Origin of the sequence: Metapseudomonas boanensis (genome assembly GCF_042232855.1) — a bacterium.
Lineage (GTDB): Bacteria > Pseudomonadota > Gammaproteobacteria > Pseudomonadales > Pseudomonadaceae > Metapseudomonas > Metapseudomonas boanensis.
On sequence record NZ_CP113889.1, the window covers coordinates 2,589,537 to 2,612,801 of the forward strand.

Below are 23,265 nucleotides of genomic sequence, written 5' to 3' on the forward strand. Positions count from 1 at the left end.
GCATCGGCTGTGGTGAGCACTCTGCGCACTCTAGGGCATGGCAGCCACGTGCAAGGCGCTGGCAGCGGGGGGCAAGCAAGGGGTACGAGCCGAGCGCAAGCTTGGACTTTCGCCTTCTGGGGAGTTAGCCCATGCCGAGTGTTCCTTCGTCTGTTTGTTGCAATTTCAATGACCGCGTGGTGCTGGTCACCGGCGGTGCCCAGGGCATTGGCCAGGCCATCGTCCAGCAGTTCGCGGCTGCTGGTGCCCAGGTGGTGATCGCCGACCTGCGCGGCGAGCAGGCCGAGGCCCTGGCGGCGGAATTGCGAGCGCGGGGCTGGCAGGCCAGTGCCGAGGCAGTGGATCTGGCCCAGCCGGAAGCCATTGCTGCACTGATGCGGCACCTCGAAGCGACCCATGGGCGGCTGGATGTACTGGTGCACAACGCCGGCTACTTCCCGCTGACCGACTTTGCCGAGATCACCCCGACGGTGCTCCAGCGCACGCTGGATGTGAATCTCTCGGCACTGTTCTGGCTGACCCAGGGCGCGCTACCGCTCTTCACCCGGCAGGGGCATGGCTGCCTGCTGGTGACGTCGTCGGTGACTGGCCCGCGCGTCGCCTATCCGGGGCTGACCCATTACGCGGCGGCCAAGGCTGGGGTGAATGGCTTTATTCGTGCGGCGGCGCTGGAGCTGGCGCCGCTGAAGGTGCGCGTGAACGGTGTGGAGCCGGGCATGATCCGCACGCCCGCCATGGACAATCTGGGCGACGCCGTACTGAGCGCGCGCATTGCCGCCGCCGTGCCGCTTGGGCGCCTGGGAGAACCCGATGACATTGCCTCGGCGATGCTCTTTCTCGCCTCGGATGCGGCGGGATACATCACCGGTCAGACGATAGTGGTCGATGGCGGGGCGACCTTGCCGGAGGTGACAGTGGGGTTGGGCTGAGGCTCGTGGCATTGGGGGCATGGATTCACTCGCGAAAAATGCTGAAGGCCTACCTTTCACGGTCCGATCGAAGGGCCGCACCCCTCACCTCCGCCCCTCTCTCAAGGGGAGAGGGGCGTAGTCCGTGGAATCTGGCTTAACCTCCTTGTGGACTCTAGATCCGCTCGAAAGCCAGTGTCGGCACATCGACGATGCTCGAGCCGCCATCGGCTACCAGGGTGGCACCGGTGATGATCGAGGCGTCGTCCGAGAGCAGGAAGCGGCAAGCGCTGGCGATCTCGGCGGGATTGGCGGGGCGACGCAACGGCACCTCGGCGGTGACACGGGCGTAGGCCGCGTCGAGGCTTTCACCGTGATGCACCATCAGAGGCTGCATCTCCGCATCGGCCATCGGCGTGCGCACCCAGCCAGGGCAGATGGCATTCACCCTGACACCTTGCGGGCCATAGTCCCGCGCCAGGGAACGGCTCAGGCCGAGCAGGGCGTGCTTGGCGGTGGTGTAGCCGCACACGCCGGCGCCCGCTGCCAAGGAGGCGATGGACGCCATCAGCACGATGCTGCCGCGTCGTTCGACCAAGGCTGGCAGGCAGGCTCGAGCGCTGTGGAAGGCGCTGTCGAGGTTGCTGCGAAGCGCGGCCTGCCAGGTGTCGTCAGAGGTTTCCGTAGCGCTGCCCAAACCATGGCCGCCGGCACTGGCGACCAGTCCGTCTATGCCGCCGAAGCGGTCGATGATCTGCCTGATGAAACCTCGCCAGTCGGAGCTGCTGGCAGCGTCCCCGGCCAGCACCAGGCCAGCGCATTCGGCGGCGACCTGTTCCAACGGTTCGCGGCGTCGGCCGACCAGCACCAGGTTGGCGCCCTCCGCCGCCAGGCGGCGCACACACGCCGCGCCGATGCCGCTGCCGGCACCGGTTATGACGATAGTCCGGCCCTTCATGGCTGCGGGTACTCGGTGCGGTTGAGCACGCTGCAATACGAGCTGACCGGGAAATTCGACAGCTGGCCGAAGTCGCCGCCGGCGTAACCGCAGATCTTGCCGTCGCTGCGGTGCTGCTGCAGGTCGATGAGCAGCACGCCGAGGGTGGGGATGATCTTTTCGCGCCAGACGAACAGGTAGAGCTCATCGGCGATCTTCAGGTAGTGGCAGCGATCGGTATCGGCCAGACCCTGTTCGACACCTTTCAGGCACTGCCAGCTGTAGAAGTTCTCGTTGAGATAGAGGTGTTCATAGACCTCGCTGGGGCTGTAGCGGTAAAGGTTGCGCAGGCCCACCAGCTCGCGGGTCGGGGCGTGCGGGCAGCAGCCTTCGCTGTATGGGCGGTCGAGGCTGCCGTGGAGGAACTCGGCTTTCACGCAGGTCAGCTCGCGGCCGGAGAGCGCCTTGCTGAACAGGTCGCCACGGCTTTCCGCTTCACTGGGCATCTGGCCGATTACGGCCGTGAAGGCCGCGTGGGCGATATCCAGCACCAAGCTGACGGACAACGTGCGCCCGTCTTCCTGCTTGAGGAAGTCCACCAGGTACAGACCGTCGCGTATCGAGGTGGCGCGGTAGGGAGCCTTTCCGCTGGCGCTGCCATCTTGCATGGTCCAGGCCAGACGCTCGGCGCCAAAGTGGTGTTCGATCTGCCAGCCATTGGCGAAGTGCAAAGTGAAGGCCTTGTCGGCGAGATCGGCCAGGTTCGGCAGTATGAAGGCATCGGGCGCAAAGCCATCAGCCAGGGCGCCTACGGTGATCCATTCGGGTTGGGTGGTCATGGGGCATCTCCGGGTGGGTGGGGGGATGGCCCATGCTCGCTGGTGCGGGGTGGGCGGGGTATCAACCGGATGGTTGATGGGCGAGGTATCCATAGAAGCGAGCTTGTTCGCAAACACATATTGGGCATTTCGCGAGCAAGCTCGCTCCTACGGAAACAGGCGTCGCACCAACTCCGTACGGCTGCGTGCCCCCGTCTTGCGGAACAGGTGGATGAGGTGGGTTTTCACCGTCGCCAGGCTGAGGTCGAGCTGGCGGGCGAGGTCCTTGTTGGTCTGGCCTTCGCGCAGCAACAGAGCGATTTCCTGTTCGCGCGCGGTGAGGTTGGCGAGAGGGTTGGCGACCGTCTCCCTCGCTCCAGGTGCATGCCGTGCAGCCAGTTCCAGCAGGCCCTGCAGCCCTTGCAGGCAGTCCAGTTCACGTGTGGCAAAACGGCCGAGCTCAACAGTACGCAACAGGGAGACGCCAGCCACCGGACGGCCCTGGTCGCGGGCGATCACTTCCACCACATCGCAGATGCCGTGGCGCTGCAGGAAACCTTGATAGACCTGGCGCTGCTCACGCGGCTGGCGGGTCATGGCGTCGTGCAGGGGGAGCACCGGGCGACCGCTGTCGACGCAGAGAGCGGGTTGCAGGGGGTCGAATTCGCGGTAGTGGCAGAGGTAGTCGCGGTGGGTGCGGGCATCCATCCGCAGGAGCCGGAAGTCTCGGGCCTGGAGGCGGCTGTCGACCTGGTAGAAGGCGAGGAAGGATGCCGGGACCACCCGGCTGAAAGCCAACAGGCACTGCAGGCCGAAGTCATTGTCCACGGCATGCTCCCTGAGAAGGCCGGAGCGCAGTAGGCTGCGCTCCGGGAGTCGGTTACAAGCGCGCTTCCTGGAAGCCTATGGCCAGCGCGTTGACGATGGTGTCGACCTGCTCCTGCTGGATCACCAGCGGTGGCGACAGGATGATCTTGGTGCCCACCGGGCGGACCATCACACCATTGTTGCGGGCGATTTCGGCGACGCGGTTGGCGTAACCGCCCATGGGGTCGATTGGCTCGCGGGTGGTCCTGTCGCTGACCAGGTCCAGTGCCACCATCAGGCCCTTGCCGCGCACCTCACCGACCGCAGCGAAGCGCTCGGGGAAGGAAGCAAGGCTGCGCATCAGGTAATCGCCCTGTTTGGCGGCGTTGGCCGGCAGGTTTTCCTTCTGCACGATGTCCAGGTTGGCCAGGGCGGCGGCGCAGGCCACCGGGTGCCCGGAGTAGGTGTAGCCGTGCATGATCGCGCCGGTGAAGTTGCCATTGGCGGCGAAGGCCCGCTCGATGCGCTCGTTGACCACGGTGGCGCCCAGCGGGATGTAGCCTGAGGAGATGCCCTTGGCCAGGCACATGATGTCCGGCTTCACGCCCCACAGGCGGCTACCGAACATCGAGCCGGAGCGGCCGAAGCCGGTGACGATTTCGTCGGCGATCAGCAGCACGCCGTACTTGTCGCAGACCTTGCGGATCAGCGGCCAGTAGTTCTCCGGTGGGACGATCACACCGCCCGCGCCCTGGATCGGTTCGGCAATGAAGGCGGCCACGGTGTCCGGGCTCTGGAACTGGATCTCGCGCTCGAGCAGGTCGGCGCAGATCTGGCCGAGCTCTTCCGGGTCCTGGCTGTAGGGGTTGCGGTAGAGCCACGGCGTGTCGACGTGGAAGCAGCCCGGCAGCAGCGGCTCGTAGTTGCGACGGAAAACCGTATTGCCGTTCACCGAAGCGCCGCCGAAGTGGGTGCCATGGTAGCCCTGGCGCAGGGAGATGAACTTGGTGCGGTCGGCCTGGCCTTGCAGCTTCCAGTATTGGCGGGCCAGCTTCAGCGCGGTTTCCACGGCGTCCGAGCCGCCGGAGCTGAAGGCCACACGGCGCATGCCTTCCGGCTCCAGCATGTCGACCACCAGGCGCGATAGCTCTTCGGCGCGCGGATGGCTGACGCCGTCGAACAGCTGGAAGTACTCCAGCTCGTCCAGTTGGGCGGTGATGGCGGCCTTGATCTCGGGGCGGCCGTGCCCGACGTTGACGTTCCACAGGCCGGCGACGCCATCCACCAGGCGGTTGCCCTTGTCATCGATCACGAAGCAGCCGTCGCCACGGACGATGCGGATGGGTTCGCGTTGCTTCATCTCATTCGGGTGAAGCATGGGGTGCCAGAAGGCGTTGTCTTTAGTGCTCATGGTGAATTCTCCTCCGATGCACATACGGCGACTGCGTGGTGCCATTAGTGCCGCAACGGCCCATGGCTGTCTTGACTCTGCCTGCCAGGGATATTGCCCCACGCTGCCGTGGCCGGGGCGGAATGCCGAGCGGCTGGCAGCCAGTGGCAAGTGGCCCGGCAGGCTCGGTCAAGAATGCCCACTGGGTTTGGCGCAGAGTGCTCTCGACTATCCGTAATACCCGGCTGCCCAGACGGCCGAGCGACATAGAGGAATCGAGATGACCGTTGCCCTAGACCCCCGCGTTGCTTCCTTTCTTCAGGCTCGTCATGGCCTGTTGATCGACGGCAAGTCACGCCCTGCGCTTTCCGGTGCCGAGATGCCGGTGTTCAACCCCGCCACGGGTGAAGAGCTGGCGCGTGTTGCCGTGGCTGGCCAGAAGGATGTTGACCTGGCCGTGGCTGCTGCCCGCAGTGCCTTCGAGGGCAGCTGGGCTGCGCAACGACCGGCTGACCGTGAGCGGCTGCTGCTGAAACTGGCCGAGCTACTGGAGGCCTACGGCGAAGAGCTGGCGCAGCTGGAAACCCTGAACAACGGCAAGTCGATCAACCTGTCGCGGGCCATCGAGGTCGGCGCGGGCGTCGAGTACACCCGCTACATGGCCGGCTGGGCAACCAAGATCGAAGGCAAGAGCCTGGATGTGTCGATCGGCGCCATTCCCGGCGGCAAGTTCCGCGCCTACACGGTGCCGGAACCGGTGGGCGTGGTCGGCGCCATCGTGCCCTGGAACTTCCCGCTGATGATGGCGCTGTGGAAGGTCGTCCCGGCGCTGGCCTGTGGCTGCACCGTGGTCCTCAAGCCCGCCGACGAAACACCGCTCACCGCCCTGCGCCTGGGCCAGCTGTGCCTCGAGGCGGGCATCCCCGCCGGGGTGGTGAACATTGTCACCGGTGTGGGCGCCGAAGCTGGTGCGGCGCTGGCCGCGCATCCGGGCATCGACAAAGTGGCGTTCACCGGCTCGACCCAGATCGGCAAGTTGATCGGCCATGCCGCCGTGGAAAACATGACGCGCTTTACCCTGGAGCTGGGCGGCAAATCGCCGGTGATCGTGCTCGACGACACTGCCCTCGATAACGCTGCGGCTGGCGCAGCCGGGGCCATCTTCTTCAACAATGGTCAGGTCTGCACCGCTGGTTCGCGCCTGTATGTGCAGCGCAAGTCCTTCGACCAGGTGCTGGAACGCCTGCATGGCATCGCCAGCAGCCTCAGCATTGGCCCGGGCCTGGATCCGGCCGCACAGATCAACCCGCTGATCTCCGCCAAGCAGCAGCGCCGCGTGCTGGGGATGATCGACAGCGCACGCGCTCAGGGTGCCAGCGTCATCTGTGGCGGCGAGCAGCACGGTGAGCAGGGCTTCTTCGTCAAGCCGACAGTGATTGCCAACGTGCGCCCGGACATGCAGGTGGTGCGCGAGGAAATCTTCGGTCCGGTGCTGGTGGCCACCGCCTTCGACGAGATCGACGAAGTGGTGAACCTGGCCAATGACAGCCCCTACGGCCTGGCCGCGAGCATCTGGTCCAACGATCTCAAGCAGGTCATGGGCCTGATCCCGCGCCTCAAGGCCGGCACCGTGTGGGTCAACGCGCACAACCTGTTGGACCCTTCCATGCCCTTCGGCGGTTTCAAGCAGTCCGGCATCGGCCGTGAGATGGGCCATGCGGCCATCGAGGCCTTCACCGAAAACAAGTCCGTGTGCATCGCCTACTGACGGCGTGAGCCCGACCATTCACCTCGAGGAAAACAACAATGAACAAGAGCTCCCCGAACACCGTCGGTGTAGCGCTGCCGGCAGCAGGCAGCGAGTCTGCACGCCCGGCGAGGAAGACCATCGGCTTCGCCACCATGATCGCCATCTGCATCGGTGTCGTGGTGGTCCAGGGTGCGATGATGTCGGCGCTGCAAGGCATGGGCTTTGGTGGCTTGGGCTTCCTGGCCGCCTTCGCGGTGGCCTTCATCCTGGCCCAGTGCTACGTGCTGACCTTTTCCGAGCTGTCGCTGATGTTTCCCCAGGCTGGCACGCTGGCCACCTACACGCAGAAAGCCATCGGTCATTTCCCGGCCATAGTCGCGGTATTCGCAGGCTATGTGATCGTCGCGATGTTCGGCCTCTCCGCCGAGTTGCTGCTGGTGGACGCCATTCTCGACAAGCTGTTCCCCGGCGTCTTCCCGACGACCCTGGTGCCGCTGAGCATCCTGGTGGTGCTGGCGGTGCTGAACATCCTTGGTACCGACGTCTTCGCGCGCATGCAGAACGTCTTCACCTTCGCCATGGTGGCGGCGTTGCTGTTGGTCGGCGTCAGCGCCCTGGGCGGTCTGGCCGAGCCAGCGCCGACAGGTTTCGTCTCTGATGTGGACTGGAGCTTCGCCGGCATCCTCGACGGCAGCTTCATCGGCCTGGTGACCCTGGCCATGTGGCTGATGGTGGGCGCCGAGTTCATCTGCCCGCTGATCGGCGAAGTGCGTCGTCCGGAGCGCAATATCCCGCGCTCGATGATGCTGTCACTGACCCTGACCTTCACCATCTTCGTGATCTTCTGCATCGGTGCCAGCCGCTACCTGTCGGTGGCAACTCTGACCACCTCGCCGCTGCCGTATCTGGACTACGTGTTCGCGGTGTTCGGCAAGGGCGCGGTGATCATTGCCACGGTGATGGCGCTGACCGCCACCTGCAGCACCGTCAACACTGTGCTAGCCGCTGTGCCGCGGATGCTCAGCGGCATGGCCGAGAACGGCCAGGCCTTCCCGCAGATGAAGGTGCTGCACAAGCGCTTCGGCACGCCGTGGATCGCCATCGTTTTCGTCGCGGTGATCATCGCCCTGCCGTTCCTGCTGATGGGGCCGGACTCGATCATCACCCTGTTGATTGCGGCCTCCACCAGTTGGCTGCTGGCGTACATCATTGCCCACATCAATGTGATCGTGCTGCGCCGCCGCCACCCGGAGCTGCCGCGTCCGTTCAAGACGCCGTTTTACCCGTTGCCGCAGATCGTCGGCATCCTTGGCATGGGGTACGTCGCGCTGAACAACTCGCCGTCGCCGGAGATGACCCAGACCGTCTACCTGCTCACCGGCGTGGTGTTGGCGGTGGTCGGCCTGATTGCGCTGGTGTGGGTCAAGCTGGTCATGAAGCGCAAGCTGTTCGAGCCGGACATCTGAGTTAACTGATGCAGGTTGGGCTCCGTCGCACGGAACGCCAACCGAAAAGGGCCGTTCAGCGGCCCTTTTTTTCGTCTGCAGTTGCACTGACGGGGCGGGCTTGCCGGATAAACATTAACATGTTAATTATGTGGCCATAACGACAAACCGGCCCGAGCCGATTCGGAGGTGCCCCATGGCTACGCACGTCTCCTGTTCGCACAGTTTCGATTCCTGGGTCCGCGCCCTGCAGGGTGTATGCGGACGCTTCGAATCGCGTCGCGCGCTCAATCACGGCTTGTTCATCGGTGACATCGCCCGGCAGGACCTGGCCGGTCTCGAAGTGGCGCAGATCCGCACCAACGCCGGAATGATCAGCCGACAGCGCACCTCGGCCGACCACGAAGATGATCGCTTCTGTTTCCTTGTCGTCCAGCGCAGCGGTCGCGCCCAGTTGCGCCAGGCCGGGACAAGCATAGAACTGGCGCCTGGCGACATGGCGCTGATGGATTCGGCCAAGAGTTGCGAGATTCTGCCGCATGGGCTGATCGAGCATGCCTCCTTCCACCTCTCACGCGAGGAGGTCTGTCGCCACCTGCCGGACGGTCAGCCGAAGTTCGGCAAGCTCTCGCAGCACTGTGCCAGCGGCCGCATCCTGCGCACGCTCGTGGAGCAACTCTGTGGCGGGGAACTGGATAATTGCGCCGGCCTGGAGGAGGGCGGTGCCTTGCAGGAAGCGCTGATCGCCCTGCTGGCGCCGACCCTGAAGCAACAGCCGGGCTATGCCGGTAGTGAGTTTGACGGTTCGCACAACGCTGGCCTGCGTAGCTTGGCGCAGCGGCTGATCGACCAGTCCCTGTCCGAACCCAACCTCACCCCGCTGTCCCTGGCCAGGCAGTTGAATATCTCGGTGCGCCAGCTTTATCGGCTGTTCGAGGAGCAGGGCGACAGCGTCTGCCGCTTCATTCAGCGCTCACGCCTTAAGCGCAGTGCCGCTGACTTGTGCAATCCGCGCCTGCGTAACGAGTCCATCACCGATATCGCGTTTCGCTGGGGCTTCACCGATTCGGCGCACTTCAGCCGCACCTTCAAGAAGCACTTCGAACAATCACCACGGGAATACCGAGCGAGTGCGATCAATGGGTGAGGGCTTGGCGCTTTCTGCGTGAGTGGTTGTTAGCCTGTAACCGGCACGCTCAGCACCTTTGTAGGAGCGAGCTAGCTCGCGAAGCTCTTGAGCGGTGCCGTTCGCCAGCGAGCTGGCTCCTACAGACCGAGCAGCCCCCTCCGGGAAGGGGGAGACACGCTACTGCGCAATCCGCTCCTTGAGCATCCGCGGTACCGCCCGCACGCCGGGCTGGTAGCGCTCCTGCTCTACCGCCGCCAGGGCCAGGCGCAGGACCTGATCGGCGATCAGTTCGTGCTGCTGGTACATGGAGTTCACCGGTAGCGGCAGGAAATCCAGCAACTGCGTATCGCCGAAGGTGCCCACCCGCAGTTGGTTCGGCCAGTCTCCGCGTTCACGCAGCACATCCAGCACGCCTGCCAGCAGCACGTAGGCCGTGGTGATCAGCACATCCGGCAGCTGATCCATGCGCTCCAACAGGTCATGCATCAGCCGGCGGCCGCACTCACGGCTGAACTCTTCACCATGCTCCATCGTCACCTTGCAATCGAGTCCGGCAACCGCCTCGCGGAAGCCGGCGCTGCGCTCGGCGCTGGTGACCAGTTCGGGCCGCGCGCCGAGCAGGGCGATATGCCGAGGCGCCGGGTGCAGCAGGCTGCGGGTCAGTTGCAGGCAGGCCTCGCGGTCGTCGCTGACCACCGAGCTGAAATGCTGCGGGTCCAATTCGCGGTCGACAGCGATCACCGGCAGTCCTTCGTCCTGCAGTCGGCGAATACTGTCGTCATCAGGCGGCAGGCAGCTGGCGACGATCAGCGCATCGCAGCGGCGCGAGCGGAACAGCTTGAGCAGCTGGCGCTCGCTTTCCGGCTCGTCGTCCGAGCTGGCGATCAGCAGTTGATAGCCGCGGGCTCGGGCGCCCTGTTCGAGCAGCTTGGCCAGGCGCGCATAACTGGGGTTTTCCAGGTCCGGCAGGATGAAGCCGAGGGTGCGTGTCTGTCGGCTGCGCAGCCCGGCCGCCTGGGGGTTTGGCTTGAAACCGTGCTCGTCGACCACTGCTTGCACACGCTCCACGGTCGCCGGGCTGATGCGCTTCTGCTCGGCCTTGCCGTTGATCACGTAGCTGGCCGTGGTCACCGAGACGCCGGCCAGGCGAGCGATATCGCTGAGTTTCAAGTTCGCGGCTCCTGTTATGCGTATGTGTTTCATCGGGCGGGCTTCAAGAAACGAAGATTATCGAGTAACGTGCCCATTGAGTTTAGTGAAACGATTCAGCAGGTGTTCTGTCTACGCTTTAATCGATCGCCGCGACGATTGGTGATGACACTGCTGAAGGCTTGGCGATAACGACAAGAAGGGCTCAAGGCCCGTGTGAGGTGATGCAATGCTCGAACTGACCGCAGGACAGGTCTCCATGGGACTGTCGGCGCCGGACAAGGCCGCTGCGCTGCAAATGCTGGCCGGACAGCTCGAGGGGGATGGGCTGGTCGCGCCCGGATACCTGGCCGGGCTGCAAGCTCGCGAGGGGCAGGGCTCCACCTACCTGGGCCAGGGCATCGCCATCCCCCATGGCACCCCGCAGACCCGCGACCTGGTCCATCGTACCGGCGTGCGCCTGATGCAATTCCCCGAAGGCGTGGATTGGGGCGATGGCCAGATTGTCTACCTGGCCATTGGCATCGCCGCCAAATCCGACGAACACCTGCGCCTCCTGCAGATCCTTACCCGCGCCTTGGGCGAGGCCGACCTCGGCAGCGAACTGCGCCGCGCGCAGGGCCCGGAAGAAGTGCTCAAACTGCTGCAGAGTGCCCCTCAGGAACTGGCCCTGGACGACCAACTGATTGGCCTTGGCGTGCCAGCCGAGGATTACGACGAACTGGTGCTGCAAGGTGCCCGCCTGCTGCGTCGGGCCGATTGCGTTGGCAGTGGCTTTGCCGCCGCCTTGCTGCAGGGTGATCCATTACCCCTGGGCGAGGGCCTGTGGTGGCTGCACAGCGACCAGGCCGTACAGCGCCCTGGTCTTGCCTATCTGACGCCCGACAAACCATTGCGCTACCTGGACCAGCCGCTCAACGGCCTGTTCTGCCTGGCCAGCCTGGGTGACGCACACCTGGCGTTGCTGGAGCGCCTCTGCGCTTTGCTGATCGAAGGCCGTGGCCGCGAACTGGCGCGCGCCACGCAGCGTCGCGCGGTGCTTGAAGCCCTCGGCGGCGAGGTCCAGCCCGACTGGCCGAGCTTGCGCCTGCCACTGGCCAATGCTCATGGCCTGCACGCCCGCCCCGCGAAAGAACTGGTTCAGCTAGCCAAGGCTTTCGAAGGCGACATTCGCGTGCGGGTAGCTGATAGCGGCGTGCCTGCGGTGTCGGCCAAGAGCCTGAGTAAGCTACTGAGCCTCGGCGTTCGCCGTGGCCAGGTGCTCGAGATCCTCGCCGATCCCGGTATCGCCGAGCAGGCGCTGCCGGCCTTGAAGGCCGCCATCGAACAAGGCTTGGGTGAGGAGGTGGAGCCGCTGCCCGTGGGTGAGGCGCAGGCCCAGGAGCCCGAGCCGGAATCCGTGCCGGTGCAGGCGCCCCCGGCAGGCAGCCAGTTGCAAGCCGTACCGGCCGCACCAGGCATCGCCATCGGCCCGGCCCATATTCATGTGCGCAAGGAACTGGACTACCCGCTGCGCGGCGAATCGCCGACCGTCGAGCGTGAGCGCCTGCAGCAGGCCTTGGCGCATGTACGCGCGGATATCGAGGCGCTGGTGCTGCGCAGCGAGGCCAAGGCCATCCGCGAAATCTTCATCACCCACCTGGAAATGCTCGCCGACCCTGACCTCGGCGACGAGGTGGAGACCCGCCTGAAGCAGGGTGAAAGTGCGGCCGCCGCCTGGATGACGGTGATCGAAAGCGCTGCCGCCCAACAGGAAAGCCTGCACGATGCGCTGCTCGCCGAACGCGCCGCCGACCTGCGTGACATCGGTCGCCGGGTGCTTGGCCAACTCTGCGGCGTGGAGGAACTGGCGGAGCCGGACGAGCCCTACATCCTGATCATGGACGAGATGGCTCCGTCCGACGTGGCGCGGCTGGACCGCAACCGCGTCGCCGGCATCCTCACCGCCCGTGGTGGCGCCACCTCCCACAGTGCTATCGTCGCCCGCGCCCTGGGCATTCCGGCGCTGGTTGGTGCCGGCGCTGGCGTACTGCTGCTGGCGCCGCAGACCCCGTTGCTGCTCGACGGCCAACGCGGTCGTCTGGTGGTCGCGCCAGATGCGGAACAGCGTGAGCGCGCACAGCAGGAACAGGAAAACCGCCAGCGGCGCCTGCACCTGGCCGAGGCCCACAAGCTGGAGCCGGCCACCACCCGCGATGGTCACGTGGTGGAGATCTGCGCCAACCTGGGCGACAGCAACGGCGCCGCCAAGGCCGTGGCCCATGGCGCCGAAGGTGTCGGCCTGCTGCGCACCGAATTCATCTTCATGGCCCATCCGCAGGCGCCGGACCTGGCGACCCAGGAGGCTGAGTACCGTCGCGTATTCGACGCCCTCGACGGCCGCCCGCTGGTGGCCCGTACCCTGGATGTGGGTGGTGACAAACCCTTGCCCTACTGGCCGGTGCCGGACGAGGAAAACCCTTTCCTTGGTGTGCGTGGCGTGCGCCTCACCCTGCAACGCCCGCATCTGATGGAAACCCAGCTGCGGGCGCTACTGCGCGCCAGTGATGGGCGGCCGCTGCGCATCATGTTCCCAATGGTCGGCAACATCGATGAGTGGCGCCAGGCCCGCGACATGACCCTGGCCCTGGTCGCGGAGATTCCCCAGGCCGATCTGCAGCTGGGCATCATGGTCGAGGTGCCCTCGGCGGCACTCATCGCCCCGGCGCTGGCCCGCGAGGTGGATTTCTTCAGCATTGGCACCAACGACCTGACCCAATACTGCCTGGCCATCGACCGTGGCCATCCGACCCTTTCCGCCCAGGCCGACGGCTTGCATCCGGCGGTGCTGCACCTGATCGACATGACCGTGCGCGCCGCCCATAACCAAGGCAAATGGGTGGGCGTGTGCGGCGAGCTGGCGGGCGACCCGCTGGCCGTGCCCTTGTTGGTGGGCCTTGGCGTGAATGAGCTGAGCCTGTCTGCTGGCGGTATCGCCGAGGTCAAGGCGCGGGTGCGCGAGATCAGCCGCTCCGCCGCCCGGGAACTGGCCGCCAGCGCCCTGGCCCTGGACAGCGCAGCAGCCGTGCGCGCCCTGGCGGAGCGCTTCTGATGGCACGCATCCTCACCCTTACCCTGAATCCGGCGCTTGATCTGACCCTGCGCCTGGTGCGTCTCGAACCTGGCCAGGTCAATCGCAGCCTGGCCCAGGTCAGCCATGCCGCCGGCAAGGGCCTGAATGTCGCCCAGGTGCTGGCGGACCTCGGCCACCGCCTCAGCGTGACGGGCTTCCTCGGCGCGGATAACCCGGAAGCCTTCGAGGCGCTGTTCGCTCGCCGTGGCTTCGTCGATGGCTTCGTCCGCGTCCCCGGCGAGACCCGCAGCAACATCAAGCTCGCCGAGCGCGATGGCCGCATCACCGATATCAACGGACCCGGACCGCAAGTGAACGAGCGGGCCCAGGTCGAACTGCTCGACCGTCTGGACCAACTCGCCCCTGGCCATGACGTCGCCGTGGTGGCGGGGAGCCTGCCGGGCGGCGTCGACCCCGCCTGGTTCGGCGAGTTGTTGCGCCGACTCAAGCGGCACGGATTGAAAGTCGCCCTGGACAGCAGCGGCGAGGCCTTGCGAGCCGGCCTGCTGGCGACGCCCTGGCTGGTCAAGCCGAATACCGACGAGCTGGCCGAAATCTGTGGCCGTCCGCTGGAGGCCGGCGATGCGTTGGCCGCCGAGGCTGCGCACCTGCGGGCGCTGGGCATCGATCAGGTGGTGATCTCCCAAGGCGCCCGGGGCGTGTCCTGGTTCGGCCCCGATCTGGCGCTCCAGGCGCTGCCGCCCAAGGTCACCGTGGTCAGCACCGTCGGGGCCGGCGACACGCTGCTGGCGGGCATGGTCCATGGACTGCTCAGCAGCTGGTCGGCCACGCACACCCTGCGCCACGCCACCGCCATCGCTGCCCAGGCGGTCACCCAGGTCGGCTTCGGCCTGGGCGACGCGGTGCAACTGCAACAGCTCGAAAGCGCCGTGCAGGTCCAGGCGCTCGCAGAACAACAAGAGGTGCCTCGATGAAACTTGCCATTGTCACTGCCTGCCCCAACGGCATGGTCACCAGCGTGCTCTGCGCGCGGTTGCTGGATGCAGCCGCCCAGCGCCTGGGCTGGAGCACCAGCGTCGAAGTCTTCGATCCGCAGCATCCGGAGAACCGGCTTCCCGCTGCCACCCTCGAAGCGGCGGACTGGATCCTCGTCGTACGAAGCGGTGACATCGATCTCAGCCGCTTCAGCGGCAAACGGATATTCCTTGCGACGCCATCCGAGGCGCTGCGCGACAGCGAGGCCTTCTTGCTGCGCGGTGCTGTCGAGGCGCGGGTGCAACGAGTTGAGCCCTTACCCGTACAGGCAGTCAGCACGCCGGCCGATGCCACGCCCAAGGTGGTGGCGGTGACGGCCTGTCCAACTGGTGTGGCGCATACCTTCATGGCAGCCGAAGCGCTTAAGCAGGCTGCCCAGCGCCTGGGTTACGAGCTCAAGGTGGAAACCCAGGGCTCGGTGGGCGCCCGCGACCCGCTTGCACCGGAGGCCATCGCTGCCGCTGACGTCGTGCTCCTGGCGACCGATATCGAAGTCGACACCGCACGCTTCGTCGGCAAGCGCGTGTTCCGTTGCGGCACTGGCGTGGCCCTCAAACAGGCCGAAGCCACGCTCAAGCGCGCACTGGCCGAAGGCCAGGTGCTGGAAGGCAAGGCGAGTGCAGAGGGTTCGACCGGCAAGGCCAAGGCTGAACCGAAAGGCGCCTACAAGCACCTGCTCACCGGCGTGTCCTACATGCTGCCGATGGTGGTGGCGGGCGGCTTGCTGATCGCACTGTCATTCGTATTCGGCATCGAGGCGTTCAAGGAAGAAGGCACCCTGGCCGCTGTGCTGATGCAGATCGGCGGCGACGCCGCGTTCAAACTGATGGTGCCTTTGCTGGCGGGCTACATTGCCTATTCGATCGCCGACCGCCCGGGCTTGGCACCGGGCATGATCGGCGGGCTGCTTGCCAGCACCCTCGGCGCCGGTTTCATCGGTGGCATCATCGCCGGCTTCCTCGCTGGCTACTCGGCGCGGGCGATCAACCGCTGGGCCAAGCTGCCGCCGAGTGTCGAGGCGCTCAAGCCGATCCTCATCATCCCGTTGCTGTCGAGCCTCTTCACTGGGCTGGTGATGATCTACGTGGTCGGCAAGCCGGTAGCCGGGATGCTCGCCAGCCTGACGGCGTTCCTCGACAACATGGGCACCTCCAACGCGATTCTCCTCGGCCTGCTGCTGGGTGGGATGATGTGCGTCGACCTTGGCGGGCCGATCAACAAGGCCGCCTATGCCTTCTCCGTCGGTCTGCTCGCCTCGCAAAGCTACGCGCCGATGGCCGCCACCATGGCGGCGGGCATGGTGCCGCCCATCGGCATGGGCATTGCCACGCTGCTGATGCGCCGCAAGTTCGCCCAAAGCGAGCGGGAGGCCGGCAAGGCGGCGCTGGTGCTGGGGTTGTGTTTCATCTCCGAGGGCGCCATTCCCTTCGCCGCCAAGGACCCGCTGCGCGTGATCCCGGCCGCGATTGCCGGTGGTGCGCTGACCGGGGCACTGTCAATGTACTTCGGTTGCAAACTGATGGCGCCCCACGGCGGGCTGTTCGTCATGCTCATCCCCAACGCCATCAACCACGCGCTGTATTACCTGCTGGCGATAGTCGCCGGCAGCCTGCTCACCGGGCTGCTCTATGCCGTGCTCAAACGCGGGGCTGAACAGGAGATGGTGCTGGAGGGTGGACGGGTGGCCTGACTTCACTTGCCAAAGAAACCCCCGCGGTCAGGAACCATTGGGGGTTATGGGGTAAATGGTGCCGAGGCTGCCGATCTATCTGGGCCGTCCGTTCACTGCTTCTCCACCTTTTTCGTGCGCTTGCCCACCTGCCCAGCGGTGGGTAGATGCAGGTACGCCATTACGCTTTCGGTCAGCTCCTGGGCCAGTTTCACTGCCTCCTTGTTGCGCGCCATGACGCCTGCCACCAAGCCTTCGATCAAGGCGAGCACGGCGATATTGGAGCTGGTCAGTACCGGGTGATCGGCTGGGGCGAACAGTACGTGTTCGGCAATGTTGCTCAGTGGCGATGCGGGTGAGTCGGTGATCGCCAGCACCTTGGCGCCACGCTCCTTGGCGAAGCGCGCCAGCTGCAGGGTGTCGAGCGAATAGCGCGGCAGCGAGATGGCCAGCAGTACGTCCTGGTCGGTAATTGCGGCCAGGCGGTAGGCGGCGTTTTCGTTGCCGCCTTCCATGCTGATGGCGGTTGCATCGGCACAGAATGGCATCAGCGTGCCGGCGGCCAGACCGGCCATATAAGCGCTGTTGCCAAAGCCGAGGACGTAGATCCTGCGTGCGGTGATCAGGCTGGCGACGAACGCCTCGAAGGTCGCTGCGGGGTTGTTGGCGCCGGCGGTGCCGAGGTTGCGGCTGGCGATCTGAATCTGCTCATGCAACCCGAATTCGCCACCGGCGCGTTGCTCCAGTTCGTTGCGCAGTTTGTCGATCGGGGAAACCATCTGCTGCAGGGTGGTCACCAGTTCGGTCTTCAAGCCGGTATAGCCACCCAAGTTCATCACTTTGGCCAGGCGATTGACCGCCGAAGGCGAAGTGGCGGTTTGCTGGGCCAGCTCCTCGATCGTCAGGGTCGCCGCCTTCAGCGGATGGCGCAGGATGAAATCGGCGACCTTGCGTAGTGACGGCTGCAAGTTCGGCGCCATTTCCGTCAGTTTGCGCATCACAGGTGCGGCGTAGACCGTTGCATTCTTGGGTGCTGTAGGCATGGTATTCAGCGCTTCTTCAAGTGTCTGGGAGGCGCAAGCGTCCGGCTTGGCTGGCCTGCATGAGTCTGGCTGAAGTGTATCCGAAGCCGGCCGTGCAGATCCCGGCAAAGCCAGCGTGGCTGCTTGGCCGTTCACGCAACGCCCGGGGTTCGGAGCCTGCTTGCCGACGATCGGCAGATCATCCCCGGCAAGCAGGTTGCCGCGCGTCAGTCACGTCCGGCCTAGCGCTACTTCAGGCTGCCGGCGAGAAACTGCTGCAGGCGTTCGGACTGAGGGTTGGCCAGTATCTGGCGCGGGCAGCCGCTTTCTTCGACGCGGCCTTGATGGAGGAACATCAGCTGATTGGAGACCTCGCGCGCGAAACCCATCTCATGGGTCACAACGACCATGGTGCGGCCCTCCTGCGCCAGGTCCTGCATCACTTTTAGCACTTCGCCGACCAGCTCCGGGTCCAGCGCCGACGTCGGCTCGTCGAACAACATCACCTCCGGCTCCATGGCCAGGGCTCGGGCAATGGCCACGCGCTGCTGCTCGCCGCCGGACATGTGCGCCGGGTAGGCATCCTTGCGATGGGAGACGCCGACCTTGGCCAGGTAGTGCTCGGCCTTCTCGATGGCCTCCTTCTTCGGCACGCCGAGCACGTGGACCGGCGCTTCAATGACGTTCTCCAGGGCATTCATGTGCGACCACAGGTTGAAGTGCTGGAACACCATCGCCAGGCGCGAGCGCATGCGCTGCAGCTGTTTGGGATTGACGGCTTTCAGGTCACCGTCCTTGTTGGTCACCAGTTCGAGCAATTCGCTGTTGAGCTTGATTGTGCCGTCGTGGGGCTGTTCCAGCAGGTTGATGCAGCGCAGGAAGGTGCTCTTGCCGGAGCCACTCGAGCCGATGATGCTGATGACGTCACCAGCCTTGGCCGCCAGGGACACGCCCTTGAGCACTTGGTGGTTGCCATAGCGTTTGTGCAGGTTGTCGATTTCGAGTCTGTACATCGGTGCATACCTCGTGAAGTCAGTCGCTGAGCAGGCGACCGTGGCGAATCGGAATGGAGCCGGCGACTTTGGCCAGCCATAGGCCGGGCTGGGCAAAACGCAGACGCTCTCGGGCGTAGAGGATGCCGTCGGTGCTGGCCCTCACCACGCTGTGGCGATCACTCAGCGGATCGATCACTTCGAACAAGGGGTCGCCCACCTTGACGCGCGCACCCACCGGCTGCAGGAAACTCACCACCCCCGGATGCGGGGCATAGGCGTACTGCGCACCGGCAAATGGTGTGGCTTCGCAGCAGATATCCGGCGCGGCAGGCCAGTCGCCGTCGATCAGTCCCTGTTCGGCGAGGAAGGCGAGGATGGCTTCGGCGCTGGCCTCGGCCTGTGCCCGGTCGGTATCGGCCATGCCGCGCAATTCGAGGGTGGTGGCCACGCAGGCCAGCGGAATCGGCGCCTGCGGAAAGCGTTCGGCCAGGCGTAGCCAGGGCACCGCGCAGGCTTCATCGAAGGGGTTGCCGCCGTATCCTTCGGCCAGCAGCGCGGCACCGGCATGCAGGCGTGCGGCCAGGCTCCGCAGGCTTGGCCAGTGCTGGGGCAGGGCATAGAGCAGCATGATCGACTCGAAGTCGCAGTGCAGGTCGAGGACCAGATCAGCGTCACAGGCGTGTTGTAGCAACAGGCGGTGAAGTCCTTCGAGTGGCGATGCGGCGGCCGGCATCGCAGCGATGGCCTCGCGCATCAGGCGGCGAATGGTCGCCACATTGGCGCCTGCGTCGGTACTGAGCTGGCCTTCGAGCTGGGGCGTAATCCTCTCGGCCAATTCCGGGAAGTCGCGATTGAAGTTCCTGCCGCTGCCGAACTCGAAGCGGCCTTGCGAGGTCGCCTGGATCATCTGGCCGAGGCCGATGGGGTTGGCTACCGGCACCAGTTCGATCACCCCGCTCAGGCGGCCCTGTTCCTCCAGTTCGACCAGGCGGCGCTTGAGTTCCACAGCCACGCGCATGCCCGGCAACTCGTCGGCATGCAGCGCGGCCTGGATATAGGCCTTGCGTGGTCCGCTGCCAAAACGGAACAGCGACAGGCTCCGCTCGCTGCCCGGGCTGCTCCAGGGCAGGACGTATTGAATGTGCTTCATGCGGTTGCCCCTTAATGCTTGCGCGGTGCCAGATACGCCAGCCAGCGGCGCTCGGCCAGCTTGAACAGACGCACCAGGATGAAGGTCAGTGCCAGGTAGAAAACGCCGGCGGTGATGAAGGCCTCGAACGGCATATAGAAGCGCGCGTTGACTGTGCGCGCAGCGCCGGTGATATCGATCAGGGTGACGATCGACGCCAGGCTGGTGGTGTGCAGCATCATGATCGCTTCATTGCTGTACTGCGGCAGCGACCGGCGCAAGGCTGAGGGCAGGAGGATGCGGCGGTATAGGGTGAAGCGCGACATGCCAGTGGCCTTGGCCGCCTCGATCTCGCCATGGGGCGTGGCCCTGAGGCTGCCGGCGACGATTTCCGCGGTGTAGGCGCTGGTGTTGATGGCAAAGGCCAGGCAGGCGCAGAAGGTAGCGTTGGACAGGTAGGGCCACAGCGCACTTTCGCGTACGGACTCGAACTGCGCCAGGCCGTAGTAGATGAGAAACAACTGCACCAGCATCGGCGTGCCGCGGATCACATAGGTGTAGAGCCAGGCTGGGAAGTTCACCAGCGGCTGCCGGGACACCCGCATCAGCCCCAGCGGTATCGCCAGCGCCAGGCCGAACGCCAGGGAGATGAGGAGGATCGACAGGGTTACCCATACGCCACCGAAGTAGAGCGGCAGGCTTGCCCAGATCACGTTAAAGTCCAAGATCATGTGTTCGCCCCCGTGCTCACAGCTCAGCGGCTTTTACGCCGACCGAATAGTGCTTTTCCAGGCAGCGCAGGGCCAGCAGGGACACGCTGGTGAGCACCAGATAGAGCGCCGCGACCGCCAGGAACCAGGTAAAGGGTTGATGGGTTGCATCCGCCGCGTTCCTGGCCTTGAACATCATGTCCTGCAGGCCGATCACCGAGAGCAGCGCGGTGGACTTGATCAGCACCAGCCAGTTGTTGGTGAAGCCGGGAATTGCGAAACGGATCATCTGCGGCACCTGGATACGCAGGAACACCTGCATGGCCCCCATGCCGTATGCCGCGCCGGCTTCCCTCTGCCCTTTGGGGATCGCCATGAAGGCGCCGCGGAAGGTTTCCGAGAGGTAGGCGCCGAAGATGAAGCCCAGGGTGCAGACGCCGGCAATGAAGGGGTTGATGTCGACGTACTGGGAATGGCCGAGCAACGGCGCCACGCGATTCACCAGGTCCTGGCCGCCATAGAAGATCAGCAGGATCAGGACCAGGTCGGGGAGGCCGCGAACGACGGTGGCATAACCTTCGCCGAGCATTGCCAGCCACTTCAGCGGTGACAGGCGAAAGGCCGTGCCAACAAGGCCCAGGACAATTGCCAGGGCCATGGCGTTCATGGCCAGGCTCTGGGTAAGCCAGGCGCCATCGAGAATGGTCGAGCCGTAGCCTTGGAGCATGATGAGGTTCCTCACGCGATGCGCCGGGAGGCGCGCGAAAACGGGGAGGGCGCCTCCGATGAAGAGGCGCTGGCGTTGCCAGAGGGCAGTTACTTGCCGTAGATGTCGAACCCGAAGTACTTGGCTTGTACCTGCTGGTATTGGCCATTGGCGCGGATGGCATCGATGGCGGCGTTGAAGCGCGCGGCGGTATCGCTATCGCCTTTGCGCACGGCGATGCCGGCGCCTTTGCCGAAGTATTTCGGATCGTTGAAGTCCGGGCCGACCAGGGCGAACCCCTGACCGGCGGGGGTTTTGATAAAGCCTTCGTCAATATTGATGATGTCCGCCAGAAGGGCATCCAGGCGCCCGGAGGCGAGATCGAGGAAGGCTTCGTTCTGCGAGGCGTAGCGGACCACCTCGATACCGGCCGGTTCGAAGCGGTCGGTCGCGTAACGGTCGTAGGTGGAGGCGCGTTGCACGCCGACTTTCCTGCCTTTCAGGTCGACCAGCGGATCTTCGATCCGGCTGCCGGCCTTCATCGCCAGCTTGCCGGGGGTCTGGTAGTACTTCTTGCTGAAGTCCACGGACTTCAGGCGGTCTTCGGTGATCGACATGGACGACAGCACGGCATCGATCTTGCGCACTTTCAGCGAGGGAATCAGGCCATCGAATTCCTGTTCGACCCACTGGCACTTGACCTGCATTTCGGCGCACAGGGCGTTGCCGATGTCATAGTCGAAACCGCTGATATTGCCCTCCGGGGTCTTGAAGCCGAAGGGTGGGTAGGCGGCTTCGATACCGATGCGCAGGGTGTCCTGTCCGGAGAGGGCCAGGGTGCTGAAGGCGGAGAGCGCCAGGGCGCCTAGAAGTGCGATTTTGTTCATCTTGTTGACTCCTTGGAGGGGCGTTTGGGTGTCGCTGCCTGAAAAATGCCCTGAGTAGGGTTTTGCGGGGCAGTGTTGGCTCAAGCGCAGCGCTAGGCAGCGCAACCTCGTTCCCAAACTTGTGGGTACGTGATGCCCGGTCTGGAGAGGTTGGCTAGGCCGGTTGCTTGAACTGTGGATATAAATGACATGTTTTGTTTCGTTAAACAATATCGTGACATTAAATATGTCATTGCGGGGCTGGATCCAGCACGAAGCACGTTGCTCAGCTGTTGCGTATGCGAAGACCCCGGTGATGTCTGATAAGCAGTTGGCTGTCTCATGAAAGAAACGACACGCCAGGTCGCGCAGGGTTGCGCGGGTTTGGTTGCGGCCCAGGCGTTCAGTCGTCTGCTAATCGAGTTCCTGGCCTTGGCCAGAAGGAGGAGAGTGTATGAACCGCAAGAGCATTCAAGGACGCTGGCACATCCTGTCCTGGGAGCAGGCCTATGACGATGGCCGACTGGTGCATCCCATGGGCGCCGAGTTGGAGGGTTTCATCGAACACAGTGACTACGGGATGTTCTGAGTCATTGCCAAGGAAGGTCGTGAACCTCTGAGTGGTGGCCAGTGATCAGCCAGCGATGCCGAAAAGGCCAGCGCATACAACAGCGACTATCTGATCGCGAGAATGACAGTTGTCAGGTCGTCAGGGGCCTATTAATGGCCAGGTGCCTGCCTGGACTGCCACAGGACGGCCTGAACTTCTCCTGTTCTCCGCCTTGAACGGCTTGCCCAGTAGGAAAGAGGGACCGCCGCCTGTCCAGGCATTTCCGTTCTGTGTCCGAGGTTGCTGGAAAATTGACGAATGTTCGTCTATAAAAAAATAGCTTTCTATCTGTTTGATTTTTAAGGGGCTATAAATGTAATGCAAGCCCGCACAGAACCGATACGCGTCATGCTGATCGATTGTCGTCCCCTCGTTCTCATGGGGCTTCACGACTTGATCAATGCCAAGAAGCCCCGGATGGAAGTGTGCGCTCAGGCCACTACCTATACGAGGGCGCTGGATCTTGCCGATCAGTTGCGTCCTGACGTCATGTTTTTCAGCTTCTTTCCGGATGCGCTGGACCCGCTGGAGGTCATTACGGGACTCACCCGCAGTGCCGAAACGAAAGTGCTGGTGCTCAAGGGGCTGTACGAGGCCGTCCCGGTTGCCCAGGCGATAGAGGCGGGCGCACGCGGTATCGTGCTGGCCGAAGACCCGACGGAATCGATCATCCGGGCCATCATCAAGGTCCATCGTCGAGACATCGGGCTGGATCGAGCCTGGGCCGGTGGGCTTTCCGGCTATGCCGCAAGCGGGCACATCCCCTTGAAATGCAACCTGGAGCAGGCGAAACAGGCGCAGCTGACACTACGCGAGAGGGAGCTGATTTGCGCCATCGTGGGGGACCCATCCGCCAAGTACATGAGCATCGCCGGGCGCTTGGGTATAAGCGAGCACACCGTGCACAACCACCTCAGCAACATCTATCACAAGCTCAACCTCATCAATCGCATCGACTTGCTGATGTACGCGTTGAAGCACGGGCTGACCAACAACGACGAACCGCCCGAGTCCAGTTGGGTGGAGTTGGATTGAATATCCCGCCAAAACAAGACGATCTGGCACCCCTTTGGGGCGCACAGGTCGTCACTGTATCGCCGTCCTTGTCGGTGGTCTG

At 64.4% G+C, this 23,265-nt stretch carries 20 protein-coding genes; 9 read left to right on the top strand and 11 right to left on the bottom strand.

Features of this window, described 5'->3' with window-relative positions; translation table 11 throughout:
* Positions 1 to 131 precede the first annotated feature (131 nt).
* Positions 132 to 929: an SDR family oxidoreductase gene (locus tag OXH74_RS11960; RefSeq protein WP_375741366.1), complete on the top strand. Its 798-nt coding sequence runs from the start codon at positions 132 to 134 to the stop codon at positions 927 to 929.
* Between the two features lie 154 nt (positions 930 to 1,083).
* Here OXH74_RS11960 and OXH74_RS11965 read toward each other — a convergent pair whose 3' ends face one another.
* From OXH74_RS11965 to OXH74_RS11980, 4 genes are all read right to left on the bottom strand, one after another.
* Positions 1,084 to 1,866 carry an SDR family NAD(P)-dependent oxidoreductase gene (locus OXH74_RS11965; protein ID WP_375741367.1) on the bottom strand — a complete coding sequence of 261 codons (783 nt, stop codon included), beginning with the start codon at positions 1,864 to 1,866 and terminating at the stop codon, positions 1,084 to 1,086.
* Positions 1,863 to 2,684, bottom strand: a complete 822-nt coding sequence (locus tag OXH74_RS11970) for a molybdenum cofactor biosynthesis F family protein (RefSeq protein ID WP_375741368.1) — start codon at positions 2,682 to 2,684, stop codon at positions 1,863 to 1,865. The genes OXH74_RS11965 and OXH74_RS11970 overlap by 4 nt, the downstream gene beginning before the upstream one ends.
* Positions 2,685 to 2,831: 147 nt before the next feature.
* The gene (locus tag OXH74_RS11975; protein WP_375741369.1) at positions 2,832 to 3,491 is read right to left on the bottom strand and encodes a LuxR C-terminal-related transcriptional regulator; all 660 of its coding nucleotides are present in this window, start codon (positions 3,489 to 3,491) and stop codon (positions 2,832 to 2,834) included.
* Positions 3,492 to 3,543: 52 nt separating this feature from the next.
* Positions 3,544 to 4,881 carry an aspartate aminotransferase family protein gene (locus OXH74_RS11980; RefSeq protein WP_375741370.1) on the bottom strand — a complete coding sequence of 446 codons (1,338 nt, stop codon included), beginning with the start codon at positions 4,879 to 4,881 and terminating at the stop codon, positions 3,544 to 3,546.
* A gap of 259 nt (positions 4,882 to 5,140) precedes the next feature.
* Here OXH74_RS11980 and OXH74_RS11985 point away from each other — a divergent pair, with 259 nt between their 5' ends.
* From OXH74_RS11985 to feaR, 3 genes are all read left to right on the top strand, one after another.
* Complete coding sequence (locus tag OXH74_RS11985) at positions 5,141 to 6,628, top strand: aldehyde dehydrogenase family protein (protein WP_375741371.1); 1,488 nt, start codon at positions 5,141 to 5,143, stop codon at positions 6,626 to 6,628.
* Between the two features lie 38 nt (positions 6,629 to 6,666).
* Positions 6,667 to 8,076 (top strand): APC family permease, encoded by a 1,410-nt coding sequence (locus OXH74_RS11990; protein ID WP_375741372.1) that lies wholly within the window; start codon positions 6,667 to 6,669, stop codon positions 8,074 to 8,076.
* 175 nt (positions 8,077 to 8,251) lie between these two features.
* A complete protein-coding gene (gene feaR, locus OXH74_RS11995; RefSeq protein WP_375741373.1) occupies positions 8,252 to 9,202 on the top strand; it encodes a transcriptional regulator FeaR in 951 nt (316 codons plus the stop codon).
* Positions 9,203 to 9,361: 159 nt separating this feature from the next.
* On the opposite strand, the gene cra is transcribed toward feaR, so the two are convergent.
* The gene (gene cra, locus OXH74_RS12000) at positions 9,362 to 10,354 is read right to left on the bottom strand and encodes a catabolite repressor/activator (protein ID WP_215379623.1); all 993 of its coding nucleotides are present in this window, start codon (positions 10,352 to 10,354) and stop codon (positions 9,362 to 9,364) included.
* A 208-nt stretch (positions 10,355 to 10,562) separates the two neighbouring features.
* On the opposite strand from cra, the gene ptsP reads away from it, so the two are divergent.
* The 3 genes from ptsP to OXH74_RS12015 are packed head-to-tail and all read left to right on the top strand — an operon-like array spanning position 10,563 to position 16,131.
* Complete coding sequence (ptsP, locus tag OXH74_RS12005; protein WP_375741374.1) at positions 10,563 to 13,424, top strand: phosphoenolpyruvate--protein phosphotransferase; 2,862 nt, start codon at positions 10,563 to 10,565, stop codon at positions 13,422 to 13,424.
* Entirely contained in the window at positions 13,424 to 14,380 is a 957-nt protein-coding gene (gene pfkB / locus OXH74_RS12010; protein WP_375741375.1) for a 1-phosphofructokinase, read from the top strand. The genes ptsP and pfkB overlap by 1 nt, the downstream gene beginning before the upstream one ends.
* Complete coding sequence (locus OXH74_RS12015; RefSeq protein WP_375741376.1) at positions 14,377 to 16,131, top strand: PTS fructose-like transporter subunit IIB; 1,755 nt, start codon at positions 14,377 to 14,379, stop codon at positions 16,129 to 16,131. The genes pfkB and OXH74_RS12015 overlap by 4 nt, the downstream gene beginning before the upstream one ends.
* Positions 16,132 to 16,223: 92 nt before the next feature.
* Here the strand turns inward: OXH74_RS12015 and OXH74_RS12020 are convergent, their stop codons facing one another.
* The 6 genes from OXH74_RS12020 to OXH74_RS12045 form a co-directional block, all read right to left on the bottom strand.
* Complete coding sequence (locus tag OXH74_RS12020; protein WP_375741377.1) at positions 16,224 to 17,153, bottom strand: MurR/RpiR family transcriptional regulator; 930 nt, start codon at positions 17,151 to 17,153, stop codon at positions 16,224 to 16,226.
* A 227-nt stretch (positions 17,154 to 17,380) separates the two neighbouring features.
* Positions 17,381 to 18,145 carry an ABC transporter ATP-binding protein gene (locus OXH74_RS12025; protein ID WP_375741378.1) on the bottom strand — a complete coding sequence of 255 codons (765 nt, stop codon included), beginning with the start codon at positions 18,143 to 18,145 and terminating at the stop codon, positions 17,381 to 17,383.
* A gap of 19 nt (positions 18,146 to 18,164) precedes the next feature.
* Positions 18,165 to 19,277, bottom strand: a complete 1,113-nt coding sequence (locus OXH74_RS12030; RefSeq protein WP_375741379.1) for a succinylglutamate desuccinylase/aspartoacylase family protein — start codon at positions 19,275 to 19,277, stop codon at positions 18,165 to 18,167.
* Between the two features lie 11 nt (positions 19,278 to 19,288).
* The gene (locus OXH74_RS12035; protein WP_375741380.1) at positions 19,289 to 19,987 is read right to left on the bottom strand and encodes an ABC transporter permease; all 699 of its coding nucleotides are present in this window, start codon (positions 19,985 to 19,987) and stop codon (positions 19,289 to 19,291) included.
* Positions 19,988 to 20,003: 16 nt separating this feature from the next.
* Positions 20,004 to 20,693, bottom strand: coding sequence for an ABC transporter permease (locus OXH74_RS12040; protein ID WP_375741381.1), 690 nt, complete (start codon positions 20,691 to 20,693; stop codon positions 20,004 to 20,006).
* Between the two features lie 89 nt (positions 20,694 to 20,782).
* Entirely contained in the window at positions 20,783 to 21,559 is a 777-nt protein-coding gene (locus OXH74_RS12045) for an ABC transporter substrate-binding protein (RefSeq protein WP_375741382.1), read from the bottom strand.
* 433 nt (positions 21,560 to 21,992) lie between these two features.
* Here OXH74_RS12045 and OXH74_RS12050 point away from each other — a divergent pair, with 433 nt between their 5' ends.
* The gene (locus OXH74_RS12050) at positions 21,993 to 22,127 is read left to right on the top strand and encodes a hypothetical protein (protein ID WP_375741383.1); all 135 of its coding nucleotides are present in this window, start codon (positions 21,993 to 21,995) and stop codon (positions 22,125 to 22,127) included.
* 339 nt (positions 22,128 to 22,466) lie between these two features.
* On the top strand, positions 22,467 to 23,183 hold the full coding sequence (locus tag OXH74_RS12055; protein ID WP_375741384.1) for a response regulator transcription factor: 717 nt from the start codon (positions 22,467 to 22,469) through the stop codon (positions 23,181 to 23,183).
* The last annotated feature ends 82 nt before the right edge of the window (positions 23,184 to 23,265 follow it).

What these genes read in the sequence shown, in the direction of transcription:
- OXH74_RS11960 (WP_375741366.1), top strand. Translation starts at nt 132, where the DNA reads ATGCCGAGTGTTCCTTCGTCTGTTTGTTGCAATTTCAATGACCGCGTG.
- OXH74_RS11965 (WP_375741367.1), bottom strand. Translation starts at nt 1,866, where the DNA reads ATGAAGGGCCGGACTATCGTCATAACCGGTGCCGGCAGCGGCATCGGC.
- OXH74_RS11970 (WP_375741368.1), bottom strand. Translation starts at nt 2,684, where the DNA reads ATGACCACCCAACCCGAATGGATCACCGTAGGCGCCCTGGCTGATGGC.
- OXH74_RS11980 (WP_375741370.1), bottom strand. Translation starts at nt 4,881, where the DNA reads ATGAGCACTAAAGACAACGCCTTCTGGCACCCCATGCTTCACCCGAAT.
- OXH74_RS11985 (WP_375741371.1), top strand. Translation starts at nt 5,141, where the DNA reads ATGACCGTTGCCCTAGACCCCCGCGTTGCTTCCTTTCTTCAGGCTCGT.
- OXH74_RS11990 (WP_375741372.1), top strand. Translation starts at nt 6,667, where the DNA reads ATGAACAAGAGCTCCCCGAACACCGTCGGTGTAGCGCTGCCGGCAGCA.
- feaR (WP_375741373.1), top strand. Translation starts at nt 8,252, where the DNA reads ATGGCTACGCACGTCTCCTGTTCGCACAGTTTCGATTCCTGGGTCCGC.
- ptsP (WP_375741374.1), top strand. Translation starts at nt 10,563, where the DNA reads ATGCTCGAACTGACCGCAGGACAGGTCTCCATGGGACTGTCGGCGCCG.
- pfkB (WP_375741375.1), top strand. Translation starts at nt 13,424, where the DNA reads ATGGCACGCATCCTCACCCTTACCCTGAATCCGGCGCTTGATCTGACC.
- OXH74_RS12015 (WP_375741376.1), top strand. Translation starts at nt 14,377, where the DNA reads ATGAAACTTGCCATTGTCACTGCCTGCCCCAACGGCATGGTCACCAGC.
- OXH74_RS12020 (WP_375741377.1), bottom strand. Translation starts at nt 17,153, where the DNA reads ATGCCTACAGCACCCAAGAATGCAACGGTCTACGCCGCACCTGTGATG.
- OXH74_RS12025 (WP_375741378.1), bottom strand. Translation starts at nt 18,145, where the DNA reads ATGTACAGACTCGAAATCGACAACCTGCACAAACGCTATGGCAACCAC.
- OXH74_RS12030 (WP_375741379.1), bottom strand. Translation starts at nt 19,277, where the DNA reads ATGAAGCACATTCAATACGTCCTGCCCTGGAGCAGCCCGGGCAGCGAG.
- OXH74_RS12035 (WP_375741380.1), bottom strand. Translation starts at nt 19,987, where the DNA reads ATGATCTTGGACTTTAACGTGATCTGGGCAAGCCTGCCGCTCTACTTC.
- OXH74_RS12040 (WP_375741381.1), bottom strand. Translation starts at nt 20,693, where the DNA reads ATGCTCCAAGGCTACGGCTCGACCATTCTCGATGGCGCCTGGCTTACC.
- OXH74_RS12045 (WP_375741382.1), bottom strand. Translation starts at nt 21,559, where the DNA reads ATGAACAAAATCGCACTTCTAGGCGCCCTGGCGCTCTCCGCCTTCAGC.
- OXH74_RS12050 (WP_375741383.1), top strand. Translation starts at nt 21,993, where the DNA reads ATGAACCGCAAGAGCATTCAAGGACGCTGGCACATCCTGTCCTGGGAG.
- OXH74_RS12055 (WP_375741384.1), top strand. Translation starts at nt 22,467, where the DNA reads ATGCAAGCCCGCACAGAACCGATACGCGTCATGCTGATCGATTGTCGT.